The sequence below is a fragment of the Paenibacillus sp. FSL M7-0134 genome, from assembly GCF_038007865.1.
In the GTDB taxonomy this organism is placed as follows: Bacteria; Bacillota; Bacilli; order Paenibacillales; family Paenibacillaceae; genus Paenibacillus; species Paenibacillus polymyxa_B.
Genome location: NZ_JBBOXV010000002.1, coordinates 2,376,270 through 2,393,790, shown reverse-complemented (window position 1 = coordinate 2,393,790; position 17,521 = coordinate 2,376,270). Strand labels below are relative to the sequence as shown.

Annotated in this window: 18 protein-coding genes; 3 read left to right on the top strand and 15 right to left on the bottom strand. The window is 43.6% G+C overall.

Features of this window, described 5'->3' with window-relative positions; all coding sequences use genetic code 11:
- Positions 1–7 precede the first annotated feature (7 nt).
- Positions 8–664 carry an ABC transporter permease gene (locus NSQ58_RS26170; RefSeq protein WP_023988624.1) on the bottom strand — a complete coding sequence of 219 codons (657 nt, stop codon included), beginning with the start codon at positions 662–664 and terminating at the stop codon, positions 8–10.
- A gap of 131 nt (positions 665–795) precedes the next feature.
- Here NSQ58_RS26170 and NSQ58_RS26165 point away from each other — a divergent pair, with 131 nt between their 5' ends.
- Complete coding sequence (locus tag NSQ58_RS26165; protein ID WP_075154206.1) at positions 796–1,149, top strand: winged helix-turn-helix transcriptional regulator; 354 nt, start codon at positions 796–798, stop codon at positions 1,147–1,149.
- A 182-nt stretch (positions 1,150–1,331) separates the two neighbouring features.
- On the opposite strand, the gene NSQ58_RS26160 is transcribed toward NSQ58_RS26165, so the two are convergent.
- Positions 1,332–1,664, bottom strand: coding sequence for a branched-chain amino acid transporter permease (locus NSQ58_RS26160; protein WP_023988622.1), 333 nt, complete (start codon positions 1,662–1,664; stop codon positions 1,332–1,334).
- A complete protein-coding gene (gene azlC, locus NSQ58_RS26155) occupies positions 1,645–2,376 on the bottom strand; it encodes an azaleucine resistance protein AzlC (RefSeq protein WP_341058504.1) in 732 nt (243 codons plus the stop codon). The genes NSQ58_RS26160 and azlC overlap by 20 nt, the downstream gene beginning before the upstream one ends.
- Positions 2,377–2,483: 107 nt before the next feature.
- Between azlC and NSQ58_RS26150 the strand changes: the two genes are divergently transcribed.
- Entirely contained in the window at positions 2,484–3,875 is a 1,392-nt protein-coding gene (locus NSQ58_RS26150; RefSeq protein WP_028541279.1) for an aminotransferase-like domain-containing protein, read from the top strand.
- A 224-nt stretch (positions 3,876–4,099) separates the two neighbouring features.
- On the opposite strand, the gene NSQ58_RS26145 is transcribed toward NSQ58_RS26150, so the two are convergent.
- The 10 genes from NSQ58_RS26145 to NSQ58_RS26100 all read right to left on the bottom strand — a co-directional run bounded on the left by NSQ58_RS26145 (position 4,100) and on the right by NSQ58_RS26100 (position 13,513).
- Positions 4,100–4,519 carry an ester cyclase gene (locus tag NSQ58_RS26145; RefSeq protein ID WP_023988619.1) on the bottom strand — a complete coding sequence of 140 codons (420 nt, stop codon included), beginning with the start codon at positions 4,517–4,519 and terminating at the stop codon, positions 4,100–4,102.
- A 245-nt stretch (positions 4,520–4,764) separates the two neighbouring features.
- Positions 4,765–5,118, bottom strand: a complete 354-nt coding sequence (locus tag NSQ58_RS26140) for a beta-xylosidase family glycoside hydrolase (RefSeq protein WP_053325447.1) — start codon at positions 5,116–5,118, stop codon at positions 4,765–4,767.
- Positions 5,119–5,462: 344 nt separating this feature from the next.
- Positions 5,463–5,771 carry a hypothetical protein gene (locus NSQ58_RS26135; protein WP_025723019.1) on the bottom strand — a complete coding sequence of 103 codons (309 nt, stop codon included), beginning with the start codon at positions 5,769–5,771 and terminating at the stop codon, positions 5,463–5,465.
- A 120-nt stretch (positions 5,772–5,891) separates the two neighbouring features.
- Entirely contained in the window at positions 5,892–7,742 is a 1,851-nt protein-coding gene (locus NSQ58_RS26130) for an ABC transporter ATP-binding protein (protein WP_264453775.1), read from the bottom strand.
- Positions 7,735–9,498, bottom strand: a complete 1,764-nt coding sequence (locus tag NSQ58_RS26125; RefSeq protein ID WP_023988614.1) for an ABC transporter ATP-binding protein — start codon at positions 9,496–9,498, stop codon at positions 7,735–7,737. Before NSQ58_RS26125 ends, NSQ58_RS26130 begins: the two co-directional genes overlap by 8 nt.
- Positions 9,499–9,571: 73 nt before the next feature.
- On the bottom strand, positions 9,572–9,982 hold the full coding sequence (locus NSQ58_RS26120) for a MarR family winged helix-turn-helix transcriptional regulator (protein ID WP_160790024.1): 411 nt from the start codon (positions 9,980–9,982) through the stop codon (positions 9,572–9,574).
- A gap of 311 nt (positions 9,983–10,293) precedes the next feature.
- Positions 10,294–10,440 carry a hypothetical protein gene (locus tag NSQ58_RS26115; protein ID WP_258296893.1) on the bottom strand — a complete coding sequence of 49 codons (147 nt, stop codon included), beginning with the start codon at positions 10,438–10,440 and terminating at the stop codon, positions 10,294–10,296.
- A gap of 103 nt (positions 10,441–10,543) precedes the next feature.
- On the bottom strand, positions 10,544–10,774 hold the full coding sequence (locus tag NSQ58_RS26110) for a hypothetical protein (protein ID WP_023988612.1): 231 nt from the start codon (positions 10,772–10,774) through the stop codon (positions 10,544–10,546).
- 5 nt (positions 10,775–10,779) lie between these two features.
- Positions 10,780–12,003 (bottom strand): Ger(x)C family spore germination protein, encoded by a 1,224-nt coding sequence (locus NSQ58_RS26105; protein WP_028541284.1) that lies wholly within the window; start codon positions 12,001–12,003, stop codon positions 10,780–10,782.
- A complete protein-coding gene (locus NSQ58_RS26100; RefSeq protein WP_028541285.1) occupies positions 11,984–13,513 on the bottom strand; it encodes a spore germination protein in 1,530 nt (509 codons plus the stop codon). The genes NSQ58_RS26105 and NSQ58_RS26100 overlap by 20 nt, the downstream gene beginning before the upstream one ends.
- 178 nt (positions 13,514–13,691) lie before the next feature.
- Here NSQ58_RS26100 and NSQ58_RS26095 point away from each other — a divergent pair, with 178 nt between their 5' ends.
- Complete coding sequence (locus NSQ58_RS26095) at positions 13,692–14,804, top strand: GerAB/ArcD/ProY family transporter (RefSeq protein ID WP_023988609.1); 1,113 nt, start codon at positions 13,692–13,694, stop codon at positions 14,802–14,804.
- 163 nt (positions 14,805–14,967) lie between these two features.
- Here NSQ58_RS26095 and NSQ58_RS26090 read toward each other — a convergent pair whose 3' ends face one another.
- Together NSQ58_RS26090 and NSQ58_RS26085 are read right to left on the bottom strand one after the other, a co-directional pair.
- A complete protein-coding gene (locus tag NSQ58_RS26090) occupies positions 14,968–15,993 on the bottom strand; it encodes an NADH:flavin oxidoreductase (protein WP_445671136.1) in 1,026 nt (341 codons plus the stop codon).
- A gap of 123 nt (positions 15,994–16,116) precedes the next feature.
- Positions 16,117–17,139 carry an NADH:flavin oxidoreductase/NADH oxidase gene (locus NSQ58_RS26085; RefSeq protein ID WP_053325445.1) on the bottom strand — a complete coding sequence of 341 codons (1,023 nt, stop codon included), beginning with the start codon at positions 17,137–17,139 and terminating at the stop codon, positions 16,117–16,119.
- Positions 17,140–17,521 lie beyond the last annotated feature (382 nt).

Genomic DNA, 17,521 nt, shown 5'->3' with positions numbered 1-17,521 from the left:
CTTTTACCTACCTTTTCAAAAATCTATATTTAAACAAAATACGCTCGGACATATCAAGCATTACCCCGACTGTAATTGCTAAAATTCCCACCGAAAACCCACCAATCAAAAGTAAATCCACTCGATTAAGTCCTAAACCAGTAAAGATGATTTCCCCTAATCCACCCGCTCCTATTTTGGCAGCCAGGGTAGCACTCGCAATGACCTCAATGGCAGCTATTTTAATCCCTGTCAGAATCATTGGCGCAGCTAATGGGAATTTGACTCGCCACATTACCTGTTGTTCTGACATACCCACTCCATGAGCAGCTTCAAGTAAAAAAGAGGGAACAGACTCTAAACCGGCTATCATATTCATTAATATAGGAGGAATTCCCAACAGTACCAGGGCAATTAAAGCTGGTTTTGTTCCCGTCCCCATAATAGGGATTAAAAGGAGTAGAACAGCTAAACTAGGCATAATTCTTAGAACTTGGAACAAGGATACGATCCATTTCTCTGTTCGTTTGTACTTACAGGTTACGTAACCCAACACAATTCCAATGGAGGCAGAGCAGAGTAAAGCTAGTAAACTTATTATTATATGCTCTTTCCCAGTAGCTAAAAAAACATGCATGTTATTTGAAAAGTAGGCTGTTAATTGCATCCATAAGCTGTCATTCAAGGTTTCTCCACCTTTCGTTTAATTTGCTTTTTCCTCGACCGCTTTATAATATAAGCAATATAATCGTTTTGAAAGTAGGCACCTTTTTATTAGATAGGAACCAAAAAGTAACTATTGGAGGATTAGACCGAATGATTACAAAAAAAGAGTTGCCTCTTTGTCCGGTGGCGACAACGGTTGGACTTATAGGAAACAAATGGAAGTTGCTGATAATGAGAGACCTTTTGAAAGGAACCAAACGTTTTGGTGAACTTCGTAAAAGTATTCCAGAAATCAGTCAAAAAGTTCTAACAGAAAATTTGCGGTCTATGGAAGAGGATGGTATCGTCATTCGAACCGTGTATGCCGAAGTACCACCTAGAGTCGAATACAGCTTGAGTGATTTAGGGAATACTTTAAGACCCATCATTAATGTTATGGAAACGTGGGGTTTGGAATATCATAAGCTCAATGAGGAGGTTCCTCGTAACATGAAGGATTCTTAAAAAACTGAGCCCGATTAAGTGTTTTGAGGACGAGAATGACAAGCCTTTGAATATTTTAAAAACAACGGAGGACTAAGGTTAACATTAGTCCTCTTGGGTATTGTTCGTGCAACTGATAGTCACTCCAACTATTTTGTGTAAAGTTTCAATAGCTAACCTGCAACAACGGAGATGATCAACTTTTAGAATATAAATTGGACCAGGAACATATAGAGCAGTGTACCGCCAGCGATGGATATCAGCATGTTTCTTCTCCAGAGATGCAGCATAATAATGACGACAATGGAAATCAATTCGGCCACACCATGAGACCCAGAGAAAAAAGTGACATCCTTAACACTGTAAATGACCAGCAGTCCTAAAGCTGCCGAGGGAAGCACTTTGCCGAGATACTGTACATATTTAGGTGTGGGACGTCCCGAAGGGAACAAAATAAATGGAATAAATCGGGTCATTATCGTTCCCAAGACGACCATTCCTATCGTTGTGATGTTTTCAAACAAAGTCATGGACATCGTGTCTCTCACCTGTCATTCTATCTAGTGATTTTCTCATGAAGGAGAGCACGATAAGAAGACCTATCATAGATGGAACGATGAAATTTTCGCTATTAAAAATAAGCAGACAAAGGATCGAAATTCCCAAACCCAACACTGCACTATGATGTGTGCTCTCTTTCATCCATTGTTCAACAAAGATCACAACAAAGAGCGCTGTCATCACAAACTCAAGCCCCTCCATATTAATGCGCACCAGAGATCCGAAAAATCCACCAATGGCAGCGCCAAATACCCAGTAGCTATGATTAAGCAGAGTTACGAAAAACATATACCATCCCTTGTCCACTTCTTTGGGAATGTTTGCAGTGTAATTAATTGAAAACGATTCATCACATAGTCCAAAAATTAGATAGAACTTTTTGAATCCGGTGCCTCTGTATTTTTCAAGCATGGATATGCCATAAAATAAATGCCGGGCGTTCACCATTAAGGTCATTAGCAAGGCACCTAGTGGATTGAACGGACCGAGCAGTAAATGCACTGCAACAAATTCCATGGATCCGGCAAAAATAAATAGGGCCATAAGGATCGCATACCCCGCACCAAAGCCAGATATATTCATAAGAATGCCGTAGGCAATCCCTAGAAACAAGAATCCAGCCAGTATGGGAATTGTGGAAGGGAAAGCTGATTTAAAGGCCAATTGAAGCTTACTTCTGTGTATCATCGTTGCTACATCTCCTTGACAAGATTACATTTCTTCGTTAGTTTAGCAATGCAAATCCATACAATCAATGATACAATTGTATGCATTACAATATTGTGAGGTGTGCTATGCCATTTAATTCGTTTGAACATTATCCGATGTCGTGGAAACCTGACAGGGATAGATTGCAACGACCGCTTTATCGCTCTCTCGCCCTATTGCTGGAACATGACATCAGACATGGCTTTTTGGCTCCGGGTACAAAACTTCCCCCTCAGCGGGAGCTGGCCGATTTTTTGGATGTGAACTTCACAACGATTACACGCGCATACAAGCTTTGCGAGCTTAAAGGATTAATTCATGGTGTGACCGGAAACGGCACCTTTGTTTCAGCCAACGCGGCTCGGTCGGTCACCATTTCAAAAGATCCATCCTCAAACGTACATATTGACCTTGGTTTTGTTGCCTCATTTGAGCAAACCAATGATCTGGTTACTGAGGCCTTAAAGCACGTGGTAGAGAAAAGTTATCTGGAACAGCTATTGAATTACAATGATCCTGCAGGTATCCCGCATCATAAACTGGCTGCTCTCAATTGGATGAAGGCTTTTGGCATCCAGGCCGATACTGAACATATGGCTATCGTTTCAGGAGCCCAAAATGCATTAGCTATTACACTCTTAGCACTGTTTGAACCCGGGGACCGAATTGCGGTTGACCAGTATACGTATGCCAATTTTATTGAAGTATCCAAAATGTTTCGTATCAAACTAGTTCCCATTTCAGGGGATGAGTATGGTATGTTACCTGAAGCTCTGGAAGACCAATGTTCTCAATCGAATTTACATGGTGTGTTTTTAATGCCTTCCTGCGCTAATCCCACGACCATTGTAATTCCGGAAAAGCGAAAAAAAGAATTAGCTCAGGTCATTCAAAAACATCATTTGATCCTGATTGAGGACGACATTCATGCCTTTTTGTCAGCGGACATTATAGATCATTATGGTCAGCCGATGTATCAGCTGCTCCCTGAACAAACGGTTTATATTTGTAGCACCGCCAAATCCATCTGCTCAGGTCTTCGAGTGGCCTATATCGTGTTTAACGAAGCATTCAAAGACACAATGATGAAGGCCATATACAACGTCAACGTCAAAACATCCTCTTTGGACGCAGAGATCGTAACTGAGCTGATTCTGTCAGGAAAAGCAAATATGATTGTTACGAAGAAAAAACAATTGGCCGAGACAGCCAACCAGTTATTTGCTGAATTCTTCCCAAATACTCTCCACGGGGGACATCCACTGAGTTTTTATCGATGGCTACGTTTACCAAAAGTTATGCACGAAGCTTATTCTGAAGGTTTTTTTCTGGAAAAAGGGGTTCGTGTATTTCATTCCAATCGATTTCTGAGCGGTGGGAATGCAGAAGAAAATTATCTAAGAGTAGCGCTTTCATCCACTAGTTCTTTAGAGGAATTAAGAAGAGGATTAGAGATTTTAAGAGAGAGCCTCGAATGAATTGATGTCTTGATGCGTATAGCTACATTCAAAGGCTCAGGCATTATTTTATTTATATTTCATAACAAAGTACGAATGTTCACAGCACAAACAGTGTATGTCTTTTATTCGTCTAAAATGGAAAGCTTCCCTATGTAGCTTCCATTTTAGACGAACATTTGTCCTACTTAGCTACATATCCATCGAACAAAGAACACCATCAGATGTCGTATTGAAATGAACCTCTACGAACTTGGAACAGCGCCAATTTGTTGAAGTAATCCAAGCATATCGGGTTGACCATATTCTTCTACAATTTGCCCATCAGAGAATCGATAAAAATTCATCGCTTGAACCTCGATGGTTTTCCCTGTTGGAGGAAAACCGAAGAAACTGCCTTGGTGCGTACCTCGCATAATGAATCGCGCAGCTACCTTATCGCCTTCAGCAACCATCTCCTTCAGTGTCCATTGGATATCAGGGAAGCCAGTTCGCATCATTTGGATAATTGCAAGATATCCATCCGGTCCCTTCATCGCATCTTCCCGTGCTGGGACATAGAAAATTGCATCTGGGGCAATAAGTTCTTCTGCTTGCTTTACGCTAGCCGTATTTATGAACTCTGTAAACCGGTGCATCTGTTGTTTATTCGCTTCAATTGTCATTCTCAAATTCCTTTCAAAATTTTTTATCCTTTTCGTTTCGTGCCCATCACCATTGAAGTAAAAGGTTCCTGCTTGATCAGTAAATCTCCCTCACACATCAATATCATAATTGATAACTAAAGACTTCAAAGTTACGATATTAATTTAACTTAGGTTTTCAAATTCATAATAAGTTCGCTCGTGTTTTTTGTGAAGTAGGCACCTTAATGTTCTATAGTAACCATTTGGTAACTAATAATACTTATTTATTCATTCATTTCATCAACGTTATATTCGAAAAAATCAAAATCAGCATATTGTTGATGTTTAACACGATCGGCACAGGTCAAGCCAACAAAACTACCTGTAAACTCACCATACTTGCTATATTCATCAGAGAATATCGTGGTATCTAAGCCAATTCCAATAGCTTCATATTCTTTACCGTCATAACTCCTGAGCGACTGAAAATGTGTTCCTGCATAAAAGCGAAGCGTATACGCAATATTGCTGTAGGACGTAATCGGATTGTTCGCTGCCTGGTCCACATCCTGGGAGTTTACCGTCAACGGTTGTTCGCTAATTTTCCAGCTTGAACTGCCTCCCGTAATGAGAAACAACGAAATATCTCTAACATAGCATACGTCCCCCCTTTCGTTGATCCAGCTGTTAAGTCTCTTAGCATCCAGCCAATGAATATGTATTTTGTGGTTATGGATTGTTCTTCCCAGTATATTGACATATCAGGTCTTCCGTCTTCTTCACATCTGCCAATAAGAGGCGATCAGCGGATGAAGTCTACCATTTTGTAGCTTTACTATGTCCACTGCAGTTACGTGGTTAACAAAAATGCTGACATCTATGTAACTCGATGTCAGCAGTCAGAAATCAGCACTGTCCATTGCTGTAAAGATACACTACGAAGTCAATAACCTTCAGCAGAATAAAAATAGTGAGTAGTTCTTCACCCATCCACCACATCTGCTTGCAAATCTGTTGCAATTTCAATCATCTTAGGCACGACAGCCTCATCGGAAATAGCCACATACACATCCCCCATGTAATGGCGAAAAGGTATTTCTACGTCAGCATACTTCCACATGAAAAAATCTCCCTCAATCGACATGGTGCTCTCAGCACCTTGTATAATAAGCACTCGTGAATACGAAAAGTCTGGCTGGGATGCAAAGTAATCTTTGCACTCCTCCAGGGAAATGGATTGCTCCACCGGACTTTCCTGCATGGAACGGGTGATTCGAAAACGCTGGTTCATTGATCTGCCTCCACAATTATGATTAAGAAATTCTGGCTTTCATACCTTATAATGTCCACATGCTGATGTCAATGCTGATGGAACTATATGGATATTTATTATGTTTTCAAGCAGTTACTTTTAGGATGCATGTTCAAACTGACTGTTGTATAGATCAGCATAGAAGCCGCCTTTAGCCAGCAATTCCTCATGGTTACCCATTTCGATAATGTCACCATCCTTCATGACCAGAATCAGATCCGCATTCTTGATCGTCGAAAGTCGGTGAGCAATCACAAAGGAGGTTTTCCCCACAGTCAGCTGGTCCATCGCTTGTTGAATCAGCAATTCCGTACGCGTATCAACCGAGCTTGTGGCCTCATCCAGAATGAGCATGGGTGAATCTTCAATCATCGCTCTTGCAATGGTAATCAATTGCTTTTGACCGGCGGAGAGATTGGCTTTGTCGTCCAGCACTGTATCATAGCCCTGCGGCAGTGTTTTAATGAAGCTGTGCAGCCCCACCGCTCTACTAGCAGCTTCCACCTGCTCATCGGTAACATGATCTTTGGAAAAGACGATATTGTCACGAATCGTTCCTTCGAACAGCCAGGTATCCTGAAGCACCATACAGAATAATTCATGAATATTCTCACGCGTTAATTGACTAATCGGGGTTCCGTCAATGTAGATTTCTCCATCGTTCAGCTCATAAAACCGCATGAGCAAATTCACGAGCGTGGTCTTACCAGCACCTGTCGGACCAACAATGGCAATTTTCTGACCAGCTTCAGCTTTCATGGAAAAGTCCTTGATAATCATACGATCTGTATTATAGCCGAAACGGACATGTTTGAATTCGACATCCCCTTTGGCGGTGTCCATCTTTATGGTCTTGTGACGCTCATCTGCCAATTCTTCTTCACCCAGAAATTCGAATACACGTTCACTGGCGGCAGCCGCCGACTGCAGATTGGTTGCGGCCTGTGCCAGCTGCGACAAGGGCTGTGTAAACAGACGAATATACACCATGAAGGCGACAATAGTTCCGATAGTTATAGTCTGTTGGTTGACCAGCAAAGCTCCCACGACACAAACCGCGACATAACCAAAATTTCCAATGAACATCATGACTGGCATCATCAGACCAGACATGAACTGGGACTTCCATGCATTTGTATATAGGCGGCTGTTAATGCCATGAAACACTTCCTTGGCTGCTTGTTCCCCGTTATATACCTTGACTACGTTATGACCAGCATAGGTTTCTTCGATATGACCGTTGATCTGGCCAAGCTCCGCTTGCTGTGCTACAAAGTATTTCTGTGAATGCTTCATAATCACGCTCATCAGGCAAAAGCCGATCAGCGTAGCTACAATTCCGGTAATGGTCATGATCCAGTTTGTATAAAGCATCATAATCAAGGCGCCCACGAAGGTAGCCAGTGCACCGACAAGCGTGCCGAGACTGTTGTTTAACGTTTGTCCGATGGTATCGACATCGTTGGTTACGCGGCTAAGCACATTACCGTAACTCGTAGAGTCAAAATACTTCAAAGGCATATAATCGATTTTTCGAGACAGCTCTGTCCGCATCTTCTTTGTAAGACGCTGTGAGACGGTTGCTGTAATGAAGCCCTGGAAATAGTTAAAGATAAGACCAAATCCATATAAAAGCGCCAATACAAGAACAATCTTCTGAACAGCACTTACATCAATCCCGGTTACGATTCCTTCCTGAATCAGGTTGGCAATATCACTGAGCTTATCCGGGCCAATCACGTTGAGGGTGGAGCCGACCAGGGCCAGTACCATAGCTAGTACAATCATAGGCACATAGGCCTTGCTGTAGGATACAAGCTGGCTGATGGTCTTTTTAAAATTATTCGCTTTTTCACCAGCACCCTTGCCCCCCGCAGGGCCTTTACCCATGGGACCTCCCTGATTCATTTTCATTTGCTGGCTGTCGACGGTGTGTTCATTCTTATCCATGTATGAGTTCCTCCTTCGAAAGCTGCGAATATGCGATCTCCTGATAGGTGCTGCAGTTCGTCATCAGCTCTTCATGCGTGCCGCTCCCTACAATCTCTCCCTGGTCCAGCACGATAATCCGATCAGCGTCTTTGATCGTACCTATGCGCTGACCAACGATAAGTGTCGTAGCGTGGCCGGTTTCTTTTTTGAGAGCGGAGCGCAGAATCCGGTCTGTTCTGTAGTCTAGTGCCGAGAAGGAATCATCGAAAATATAAATCTCCGGCTGACGGTAGATGGCACGCGCAATGGACAGCCGCTGCTTTTGACCACCGGACACATTCGCTCCACCTTGCGAAATTCTACCCTGATATTGACCATCCATTTTTTCGACAAACTCCGTTCCTTGAGCAATACCAACGGCTTCTTTGACAAGTTTCTCCGAAGCTCCTGCTCTTCCGTTATCACCGTACGAAACGTTGGATACCACCGTACCGTTGAACAGTACAGCTCTCTGAGGAACATACCCGATTTTGTTATGGAGTGCCTGCTGATTATAGTTCCTGACATTCACACCGTCCACGAGTACCTCTCCCTCGGTCACATCATAGAAACGGGGAATCAGATTGATCACGCTGGTTTTGCCACTGCCTGTAGCGCCAATAAAGGCAACCGTCTCGCCTCGTTTCGCCGTGAAGCTGATGTTGCGAAGCACGGCCTCCTCCGCGTCCGGATATTTGAAGCTGACATTACGGAATTCCACTTGCCCCATAACGCTCTCTTCTCCAGTCGTCTCATGCCCATTAACGATGCTGGATTCGGTATTCAAAACCTCCATGATCCGTTTGGCAGAGATCGAGGCGCGAGGCATCAGGATGAATATCATACTTACCATCATAAAGGCCATAACCACCTGCATTGCATAAGAGGAGAATACGACCATATTGGAGAACAGCGTGATGCGGTCTGGTACGGCCGCCCCGTTAATCAGGTAAGCGCCGATCCAATAGATAGAGACACTCAGACCTGACATAATAAAGGTCATACCTGGGCCAATCATCGTCATTAAACGGTTCGCAAACAGGTTTGTATTCGTCAACTCGACGTTAGCCTGCTCGAACTTCTCCTGCTGATACTGATCTGCATTATAAGCGCGTACTACCCGAAGTCCGATCAGATGCTCACGTGTTACCCTGTTCAGATTATCGGTGAGACGCTGGATTCTCTGGAAACTTGGAAGAGCGAAAACAACAATGACACTTAGCATCAGGATCAGAGCAGCCACGGCCGCTCCTGTGGAGGCGGTCCACTGCCAGTTTTTATCCGCAATCTTCACAATGGCCCACACGGCCAGAATCGGTGCCTTGATGATCACCTGCAGCCCCAGCGCAACCACCGTTTGAATCTGCGTAACATCGTTCGTGGAGCGGGTAATGAGGCTTGCCGTCGAAAAGTTATTCATCTCTTCCATTGAAAAGGATAAGGTCTTGTCAAAGACCATCGCACGCAGACGCATAGCCAGCCCTGCAGCCACCTTTGCCGCGAAATATCCCACAATAATAGATGCAATCATACTGCCGACGGCACAAAACAACATGTAACTGCCGGGAATCAGCAGTTCTGACACAGGCGTTCCTTCCGTTTGCAGCTTGGTCGTGATTTCCGCCATATAATCAGGTAGCTTCAGATCAAGCCACACCTGCACAACGATGAAGGCTAGGCTGCAAACCACAAGCATCCATTCATTTTTCTTGAGATATTTGAATATCTTTAGCATTCTGTTGCTCTCCTTTTATCTGATAGTCTTTGATGTTTGGTGAAGTATAGTGCATCCTGCTCTGCATAGAAATTCAGCTTCTAGAGACAATAAGCTTAATGAGTCGGATCAGTTCTTTGGCATCTTCTTCGTCTAACTTTCGAAGAACATTCTCGGTCCATGCGATTCCTTCATTATACCTATCAATCATAAATTGCTTACCTGAATCCGTAATGAATACAATCACTTTACGTTTGTCGTTGACATCAGTACGCCGTACAACTAGTCCTTTCTTCTCCAGGCTCTTCAGTGCCGTTGCCACCCGTCCCGTACTAACGGACAAGTATTCGCTCAAGTGGCCAGAGGTAACCCCGTCCTTATTGAAATTCAGACAAATGAGAATCCCCATTTCGCCACGTGAAAAGTGCCCTCGTTCCTCTAATGCTGGTTTCCGCGATTTGACGATATACTCGAATAGTTCTTTCGCTAATGCTTTATAATCCAATGGTCACAACACCTTCTCCCTAATACCTTATAGTATGAGATAATTAATCTTATAGTATAAGATAATAATAATGTCGGGTTACAAAGTCAATTAGAGAAAATATGGAATACAAAAAAACCTTCGTAACCAGCTTGCATTTTTACCAATTTTTCTACACAAAAGTCCAATGGAAATGACAAAAGAAAACTTGAGGAGCAGTTTGCAACAGATATGGAGAAATCTCATGAATCTTGAAAAGGACCGGATCAGTACGGCTCAAATAATATTACTTGGGCTTTTCTCACTTATCGGGGATATGTAAGAGACTGCTTCTAAAAGTAAAGCAGCAGCTCACTAGGACTTGAAAAATAAAGTCTTAGACTGCTGCTGCTTTTACCAACATTCACTTCTACCATTAAAATCAAAGATACTACTACTATTTTTAAAAGCATTTCTGATAGCAGCATTTCGCTGTTCAAGCAACCATCTCCCGCCACTCAACTGTGACCCATGATATCAACAAGATCAAACTATTAGGAACGGAGCGCTTTCCGAGCTACAAAAGGTGAATTTCCTTACAACCTAATAAAACCAGGATGTAAACAGATTGTTAACCGGTTTATAGATCATCATGACCAGAAGCAATGGGCTCGGCACATTGATTTTGTACAAGGAGCAGACCACTACACCAATGCCCGTGATCCAAAACAAGCCCCAGACCAGAAGGTCACGGCGCCTGCTTCCTCGTGTCAGCAAAGGCACATCGATGACCGCACAAACCGCTGCTGTTGCCAGAAAAAGCAGTAACACCATTGCGCTCACTCCTTGATATCTTCAATAAAAGATTTGTCTGTAATACCAATTCGGTTAATCGACACGCTGGCTTTGTAATGGATAGGTAGCGATTTTAGGTAATTGTCCCCTTTTTTCTGTTGTAGCCTAGCCCAAGCTTGGGGGTTGGCACGGTAGATCAACTGTCCAAAGCCCATAATATCCACATTATAGCGCTCATTAATTTGCTTAACTGCAGTTTTCATCCGCAAGATAATTCGTTCTTCCGATTTCCTTTCCAGCCCTGTAATCACGCGCTCTGCTTCCAGATTATCTTTGCTCATTACCTCTTCAACATTACACAAGGCCTTTACATGGATGTAAATATGTGGTTCACCGTCAATAATCTTGACTTTACGTTTGGTGTCTGTATGAAGTGCTTCAATGACGATGGGCCGTCCGTCGTCTCCTATTACAGAACCTGAGCTTTTGACAACGTTATTGGTGATATAATTGTAGCCAATCGTCTCGTTATCGCTTAACCACCCGATCATCTTATCCTTCCGAAATACGGCTATATTACTGTACTGTAATTTGGCTGTGGGCGAGCTATCTTCCACATTGCTCTTCTTTTCGCCCTCACTAACACTGCCGGACATCTTCACTCCGGTTAGCACCGGATTCTTCCCCTCGTACAACAAATCTTCAATAAATTGGTTCAAAGAAACAGCGACTGTTTTGCCCGATGTCTTATAAGATTTGTCCAGGGAATTATATAATTTACTTGCCGGCAATCTCTCTAGCGGGGTAAGGACCTTCAGAACATCTTCGGCAGTGGTGTCTTTGGCGACCATGGCATAGTAATCATTACGCGGCTCTCGGCTCCGCTTCATCATATCAAGTGCCTCGCTAATTCCTGCCCGGGCAAGCTCCTCTCCAATCACCAGTATACGGATATGTCCATAGTAGCCGGCTCTCGCACTTTCCAGACTGTACTTGCGCTGGGCTTCATAAATCGTTGGGACCGTAAAGGTAGATACAATCACTGGCACCCCGGCACCTCCCGTCCCTCCCGCCGCCTGCGAGGCAATTGCTGAAGGAATAACCACCTGCAGTGTAACCTTATAGCCAGATTCAGCCTTATCTAGCCCCATTCCCAGCACAAAGGCCATTTCATTTAACTCCTGTCTTTCCCAGCACCCGCTGAGCAGCATAGGGACCAAAAGGGTAAGCAGCAGTCGCGAAACAGTTTTACGGTTTTTTGGGCTCATCTGCCGACTCCTTTTGCTTGGTTGTGCTTTGACGGTCAAGATTTTGAATCATACTTTCTGCCGGCCTTGTCTTTAAACGCGGCCAGGTAAAGCGGAAGATGGAATCCTTCAGATCATTTGAACGGTATGGACCGATCGGACTCATATAGGGCATGCCAAAAGAACGCAGACTCGCCAAATGCAGCACGATTAAAAAGATACCGAATAGTATTCCGTATAGTCCAATAAAGCCAGCTAGTCCGATAAGAACAAAGCGAATGATTCTTGCAGCGATCGACATGCCCGTCTCTGGTATCACAAAACTGGATATGGCCGTAATGGATACAATGATAACCATTGCTGATGAGATAAAGCCCGCGGCAACCGCCGCCTGTCCTATTACAAGTGTTCCAACAATGGATATCGCCTGCCCTATATTTTTTGGAATCCTCACTCCCGCCTCCCGCAAAATCTCATACGTTAATTCCATGAGTACTGCCTCCACAAATGCAGGAAAAGGAACGCTTTCTCTCTGTGCGGCAAGGCTGATAACCAGATTGGTAGGGATCATCTCCTGATGATAAGTCGTAACCGCCACATAAAATGAAGGCGCAAGCAACGTAATGAAAAAGGAAAGAAAACGGATGAACCGTAGCAAGGTGGCAATATCGGCCCGCTGATAATAATCTTCGGCAGATTGAAAAAAAGCGACAAAAAAGGTAGGCACCAACAGGACAAAGGGGGTTCCATCCACAAGAATCGCCACTTTGCCTTCCAGGATTCCCGCTGCGATAGTATCCGGCCGGTCGCTGTTATAGATCGTGGGGAACGGCGTAGCAGCCGTATCTTGAATAAACTCCTCAATATATCCGCTCTCCAGGATACTGTCCGTATCTATTTTGGCCAATCTGCGCTTCACCTCCTGCACCAGGTCAGGATTAGCGATGTTGGCGAGATACATAATGGATACACTGGTTTGAGTCACCTTACCAATTTGGAAGGTTTCTAGCCATAGCTGGCTATCTTTAATTTTCCTTCGAATCAGCGCCGTGTTTGTCCGCATATTTTCCGTGAACCCTTCCATCGGCCCACGTACAACTGATTGTGAGCTTGGTTCGCCTACATTGCGGTCCTCCCATCCAGGCAGTCCGATCCGTAGGGCGCTGGATGTTCCGTCAACCAGCACCATGATATTACCGGATAACAGCTCATGAACAAATTGCCCAAGGTCATGCGTGACGGATAGATCCCCCGCAATCAGCATACGTTTTCGCAAAAGCTCAATCTTCTGATTAGCATCAAGATCTCTCATTTGGTCAGGGGTACAACGTTCCTGAAGCGAAAATAATATGGAATTATGCAGAACCTGTGTATCCACAAGACCATCAATATAAAGCAAAGCGATATGCGTAGACTCATCCAATTCCAGCTTTTTAGTGATCAAATCGGTGCTTGTCCCGAGCAGTTGAACCAACTGCACCAAATTGTCCTCCAAGCGGTGTGATAATGTGCCAGTAATTGTATCCTTCATGTCACAACCTCCGCATTCCGTGAGCAAACTACAAATAGTATGACAGAAGAACTTGATAATTATCCCCTTAACATTCCTTTTCGACTATCAATTAATAATTATGTTATAAAATCACATACTAAAGGAAATGACAAAAGAAAACTTGAGGGGCAGTTTGCAGCAGATTTGGAGGAATCTCATGAATCTTGAAAAAGACCGGATCAGTACGGCTCAAATGATGTTACTTGGACTTTTCTCGCTAATCGGGGAAATGGCACTTGTGTATCCTGCAGCAATGGCAACCGGAGCCCACGAGGATGCGTGGATTGCCGCCTTGATTAGTATTCCGCTAGGACTTGCATGCGTAAAGCTGATGATATCTACATCAAATATTGATCCAACTAAAACGATTATTGAGCTTTCATTACAAGTATTAGGAAAATGGGTGGGTGGAGCTGTAGCGTTGAGTTATTTATTCTTTTTCCTGATTGCAGCCTCCACCTATATCAGAGAAATCGAAGATTTCATGTGCACACAGATTTACGAAGGGACACCCGGCGGGGTCATTCGCTTCATGGCGATTTTTCTGTTGGTGTATGGCTTGCGGCTGGGTCTTGAAACGCTGGGCAGAGCAGCCCAGATTTTTTTTCCTTTCTTTGCGTTTTTTCTGATTTGCCTAATCGTTCTCCTGTTCCCCGATGTCAAGATGGAGCGTATCCATCCTATTTTGAATACATCGTTTCCTGACATGCTGCACACCATTATGTTCGGTGTATTTTATCCCTTTGGAGAAATGTGCGTGTTCTTCATGGTGTATCCCTATGTCCAAAAACAAAGCAATACGAGCCGCAATATATTCATTTCTTTGTTGATCGGAGCTGTTGGACTCAACCTCATTTTGTTTCTCTCCCTAACAGTACTCGGGGCATATTTCTCAGAACACGAATTTTACGCTGCCTATATTCTTGCCCAGAGAATCAACATTGCCAATTTTTTGCAGCGGATTGAGGCTTTAATGGCCACCACGTGGATCATTAGCACCTATTTCAAAACAGCGCTTTTCTTTTACGCATTTGTTTTGGGGACAGCTCAGCTACTAAAGCTAAAATCCTATCGGCCATTGATCTTTCCAGTGGCATTTCTGATTTACGGACTGTCGCATCTGATTGCAAAAAATATTATTTTCTACGTCAAGGAGATCCCCGCCTACTGGGTAGATTGGGATTTCACCCATGCCATCGCTTTCCCGTTAATCCTGCTCGTTGTTTATCATATCAGGAAACGTATCAGTCACAACAACCAGCTAACGTAACTTTCGGGGCATATTCGGCAATCTTACGCACTTCTCCCTCCACAATTGCAAACCTTCTTCCATCTTCCATGCTCTCCGTGATCGCAGAGTTCATTCAATTAGACCTTTTGTAGAGTACCTTGATAGAGTACTTTACAGAAGGTCTAAAGGACGTACTTTTTTCTTAATCGACCAATTCAAAGTCCTTTATCGTTGCATTCGGTCTTAAAATCTTTTCCTGGTCAAATATAGCTAGCAGTTCATCATTTTTAACTTTGACAGGCCAATTATGATTAGCAAGAGCTCCTTTGCCCAAAGTAATAATATCGGCTGTACAATTTTCGACCATCTGACTTGCTTTAGATGGATCTTCCAGGTGTCCATTAGCCATCACTGTAATGTTTCCATACTTCTTGGCAAGCTCAGCAAGAGATTGTCTACTACTGTCTGGAAAGGCTGGTTGCCAAGCCTCATATTCCGTGACATGGATATAATCAAGCCCCGACTGTCCTAACTGTTGGAAAATCACTTTTGCCTCTTCTTCTTTACCAGCCCACTTATGCTCATAATCATTTACTTTCCCTTGGGAGATTCGAATCCCAACTATAAAGTTTTCTCCTACGGCTTGCCGAACTGCACTCGATACCTCAACCAATAAACGAACACGATTGCTGAGGGAACCTCCGTATTCATCCGTTCCCTGGTTTGTATAGTCCGTAAGAAACTCATCCAGTAAATAACCATTTGCACCGTGAATTTCTACGCCGTCAAATCCAGCTGATTTGGCACGAACAGCAGCATTCACAAATCCCTGAATTACGTTTTCAATATCTTTCTTCGTTGCTTCCACAGGCATCGGAAAAGCTCCTTCACCGCCATAAAACGCAAGTTGCTCTCCTTGTGGTTGCACTGCTGATGGAGCCAATATATTTGATTCGAATCGGTTACCTTGAGATAAAGCACCCGCGTGTTCTAACTGAACAATAATTGCTCCGCCAGCCTTATGAACAGCTTCCACCACCTTTTCCCACGATTTAGCCTGTTCGTCAGTGGCCATCCCGGGCTGGTTGAAGTAACACTGACTAAACAGCTCATCTGTATAGGTTCCCTCAACAATAATCAAACCAAATCCGCCATGTGCAAATGAAGCATAGTATTGTGCCATTTGATCCGTTGCAAAGCCTTCTGGAGAAGCACTCGTGCGTGTCATAGGTGCAACACCTAATCGATTTTTCAGCACTATTTTTTAGTTCTACAAAATTAAATCGTCCAATCTTCCGTCCCGAATTTTGCTGACCCAAGCAGGATCAACCAATAATGCATACAGTCGATCTTAGAACCCTGTAGTATACTGTGTAGGGATTGCAGTTTCTTTTTTCAATTTTGAAGCGGCTTCCAGTGACCAATAAGGATTTCTCAACATCCCTCTACCCACAGCAACCAGATCGGCCTCTTCATTTCCGATAACTGCATTCGCCAAAATTGGATCTTCTAGTCTTCCAACGGCCATCACCGGAATATCCAGAGCTTCTTTGATTTCTTTTGCCAAGGGGACTTGATACGCTGCGTGAGTTCCTGGTCTGCCCCATGCAGCTATAGGTCCCTCACCGCCAGATGAAATATCAAACATATCTACTCCTGCCTTTTGATATTCCTTGGCAAAAGCAATGCTTTCCTTAATACCATATCCACCTTCTACGTATTCTTTGGCAGAAATACGCATCAAGAGCGGCATATCTTCCGGCATCTCACCCTTCGCTGCCTGAATGATCTCCCGACCAAAAAGGGTAAGATCTTTACCGTATCTATCTTCCCGTTTGTTCGTAAGCGGCGAATGAAATTGATGAATCAAATAGCCATGTGCACCATGAATTTCAATGGTGTCGAATCCAGCCTTGACAGCGCGAGCTACAGCAGCACGAAATTTCTCAACTAGTCCTTTAACCTCTTCTGTTGTAAGCGCGCGAGGTTGTTTTGAATTTTCATCAAATGCAATGGCAGATGGCGCTACAGGAACTTCAGCATCTTCCGCCTTGCGTCCGGCATGCGCGATCTGGATTCCCACTTTGGCACCGTAGCTGTGACAAGCATCTACAATCCGTTTGAGAGCAGGAATCTGCTCATCTGACCATAAACCAAGATCAAAATCGGAGATACGACCATCCGGCTCTACATCTGTCATTTCAATCATGATAAAACCAGCTCCGCCTACCGCTCGGCTAACGTAGTGTATATAATGCCAATCTGTGGCGATCCCATCCTTTTTGTCAACCGAATATTGGCACATTGGAGGCATAACTACGCGATTTTTCAATTCCAAACCTTTAATTGTATAGGGACTAAATAAATCTTTCATGTGAGAAAGACTCCTCTCTGAGGTATATTATGAAATATATCAATCAAATGCATGCACACGCATATATATTAACACGTTTGTTTCATTTGTCAACTTTAGGTATGATTTCAAAACTTCAAAGTAAAATACGCCATTTACTCGTTGGTCCTCATCTTCAGATTTTTTGCAATGCATCAACAACTGAATCGTCACCAGTAATCAGATCAAAAGCTCGCTTGTATGTGTTCTTCTCATCTAAAGCTGCCACAATGGCATGGGCTACATCCTTACGAGGGATACTGCCATAGGTGATATTCTCCGCAGCAGCCTGCGCAATTAATTAATGTATCTGCACGGCCCAAATGGTCTATGGTGAAATTCACCAATGACTGAACTTCTGCAT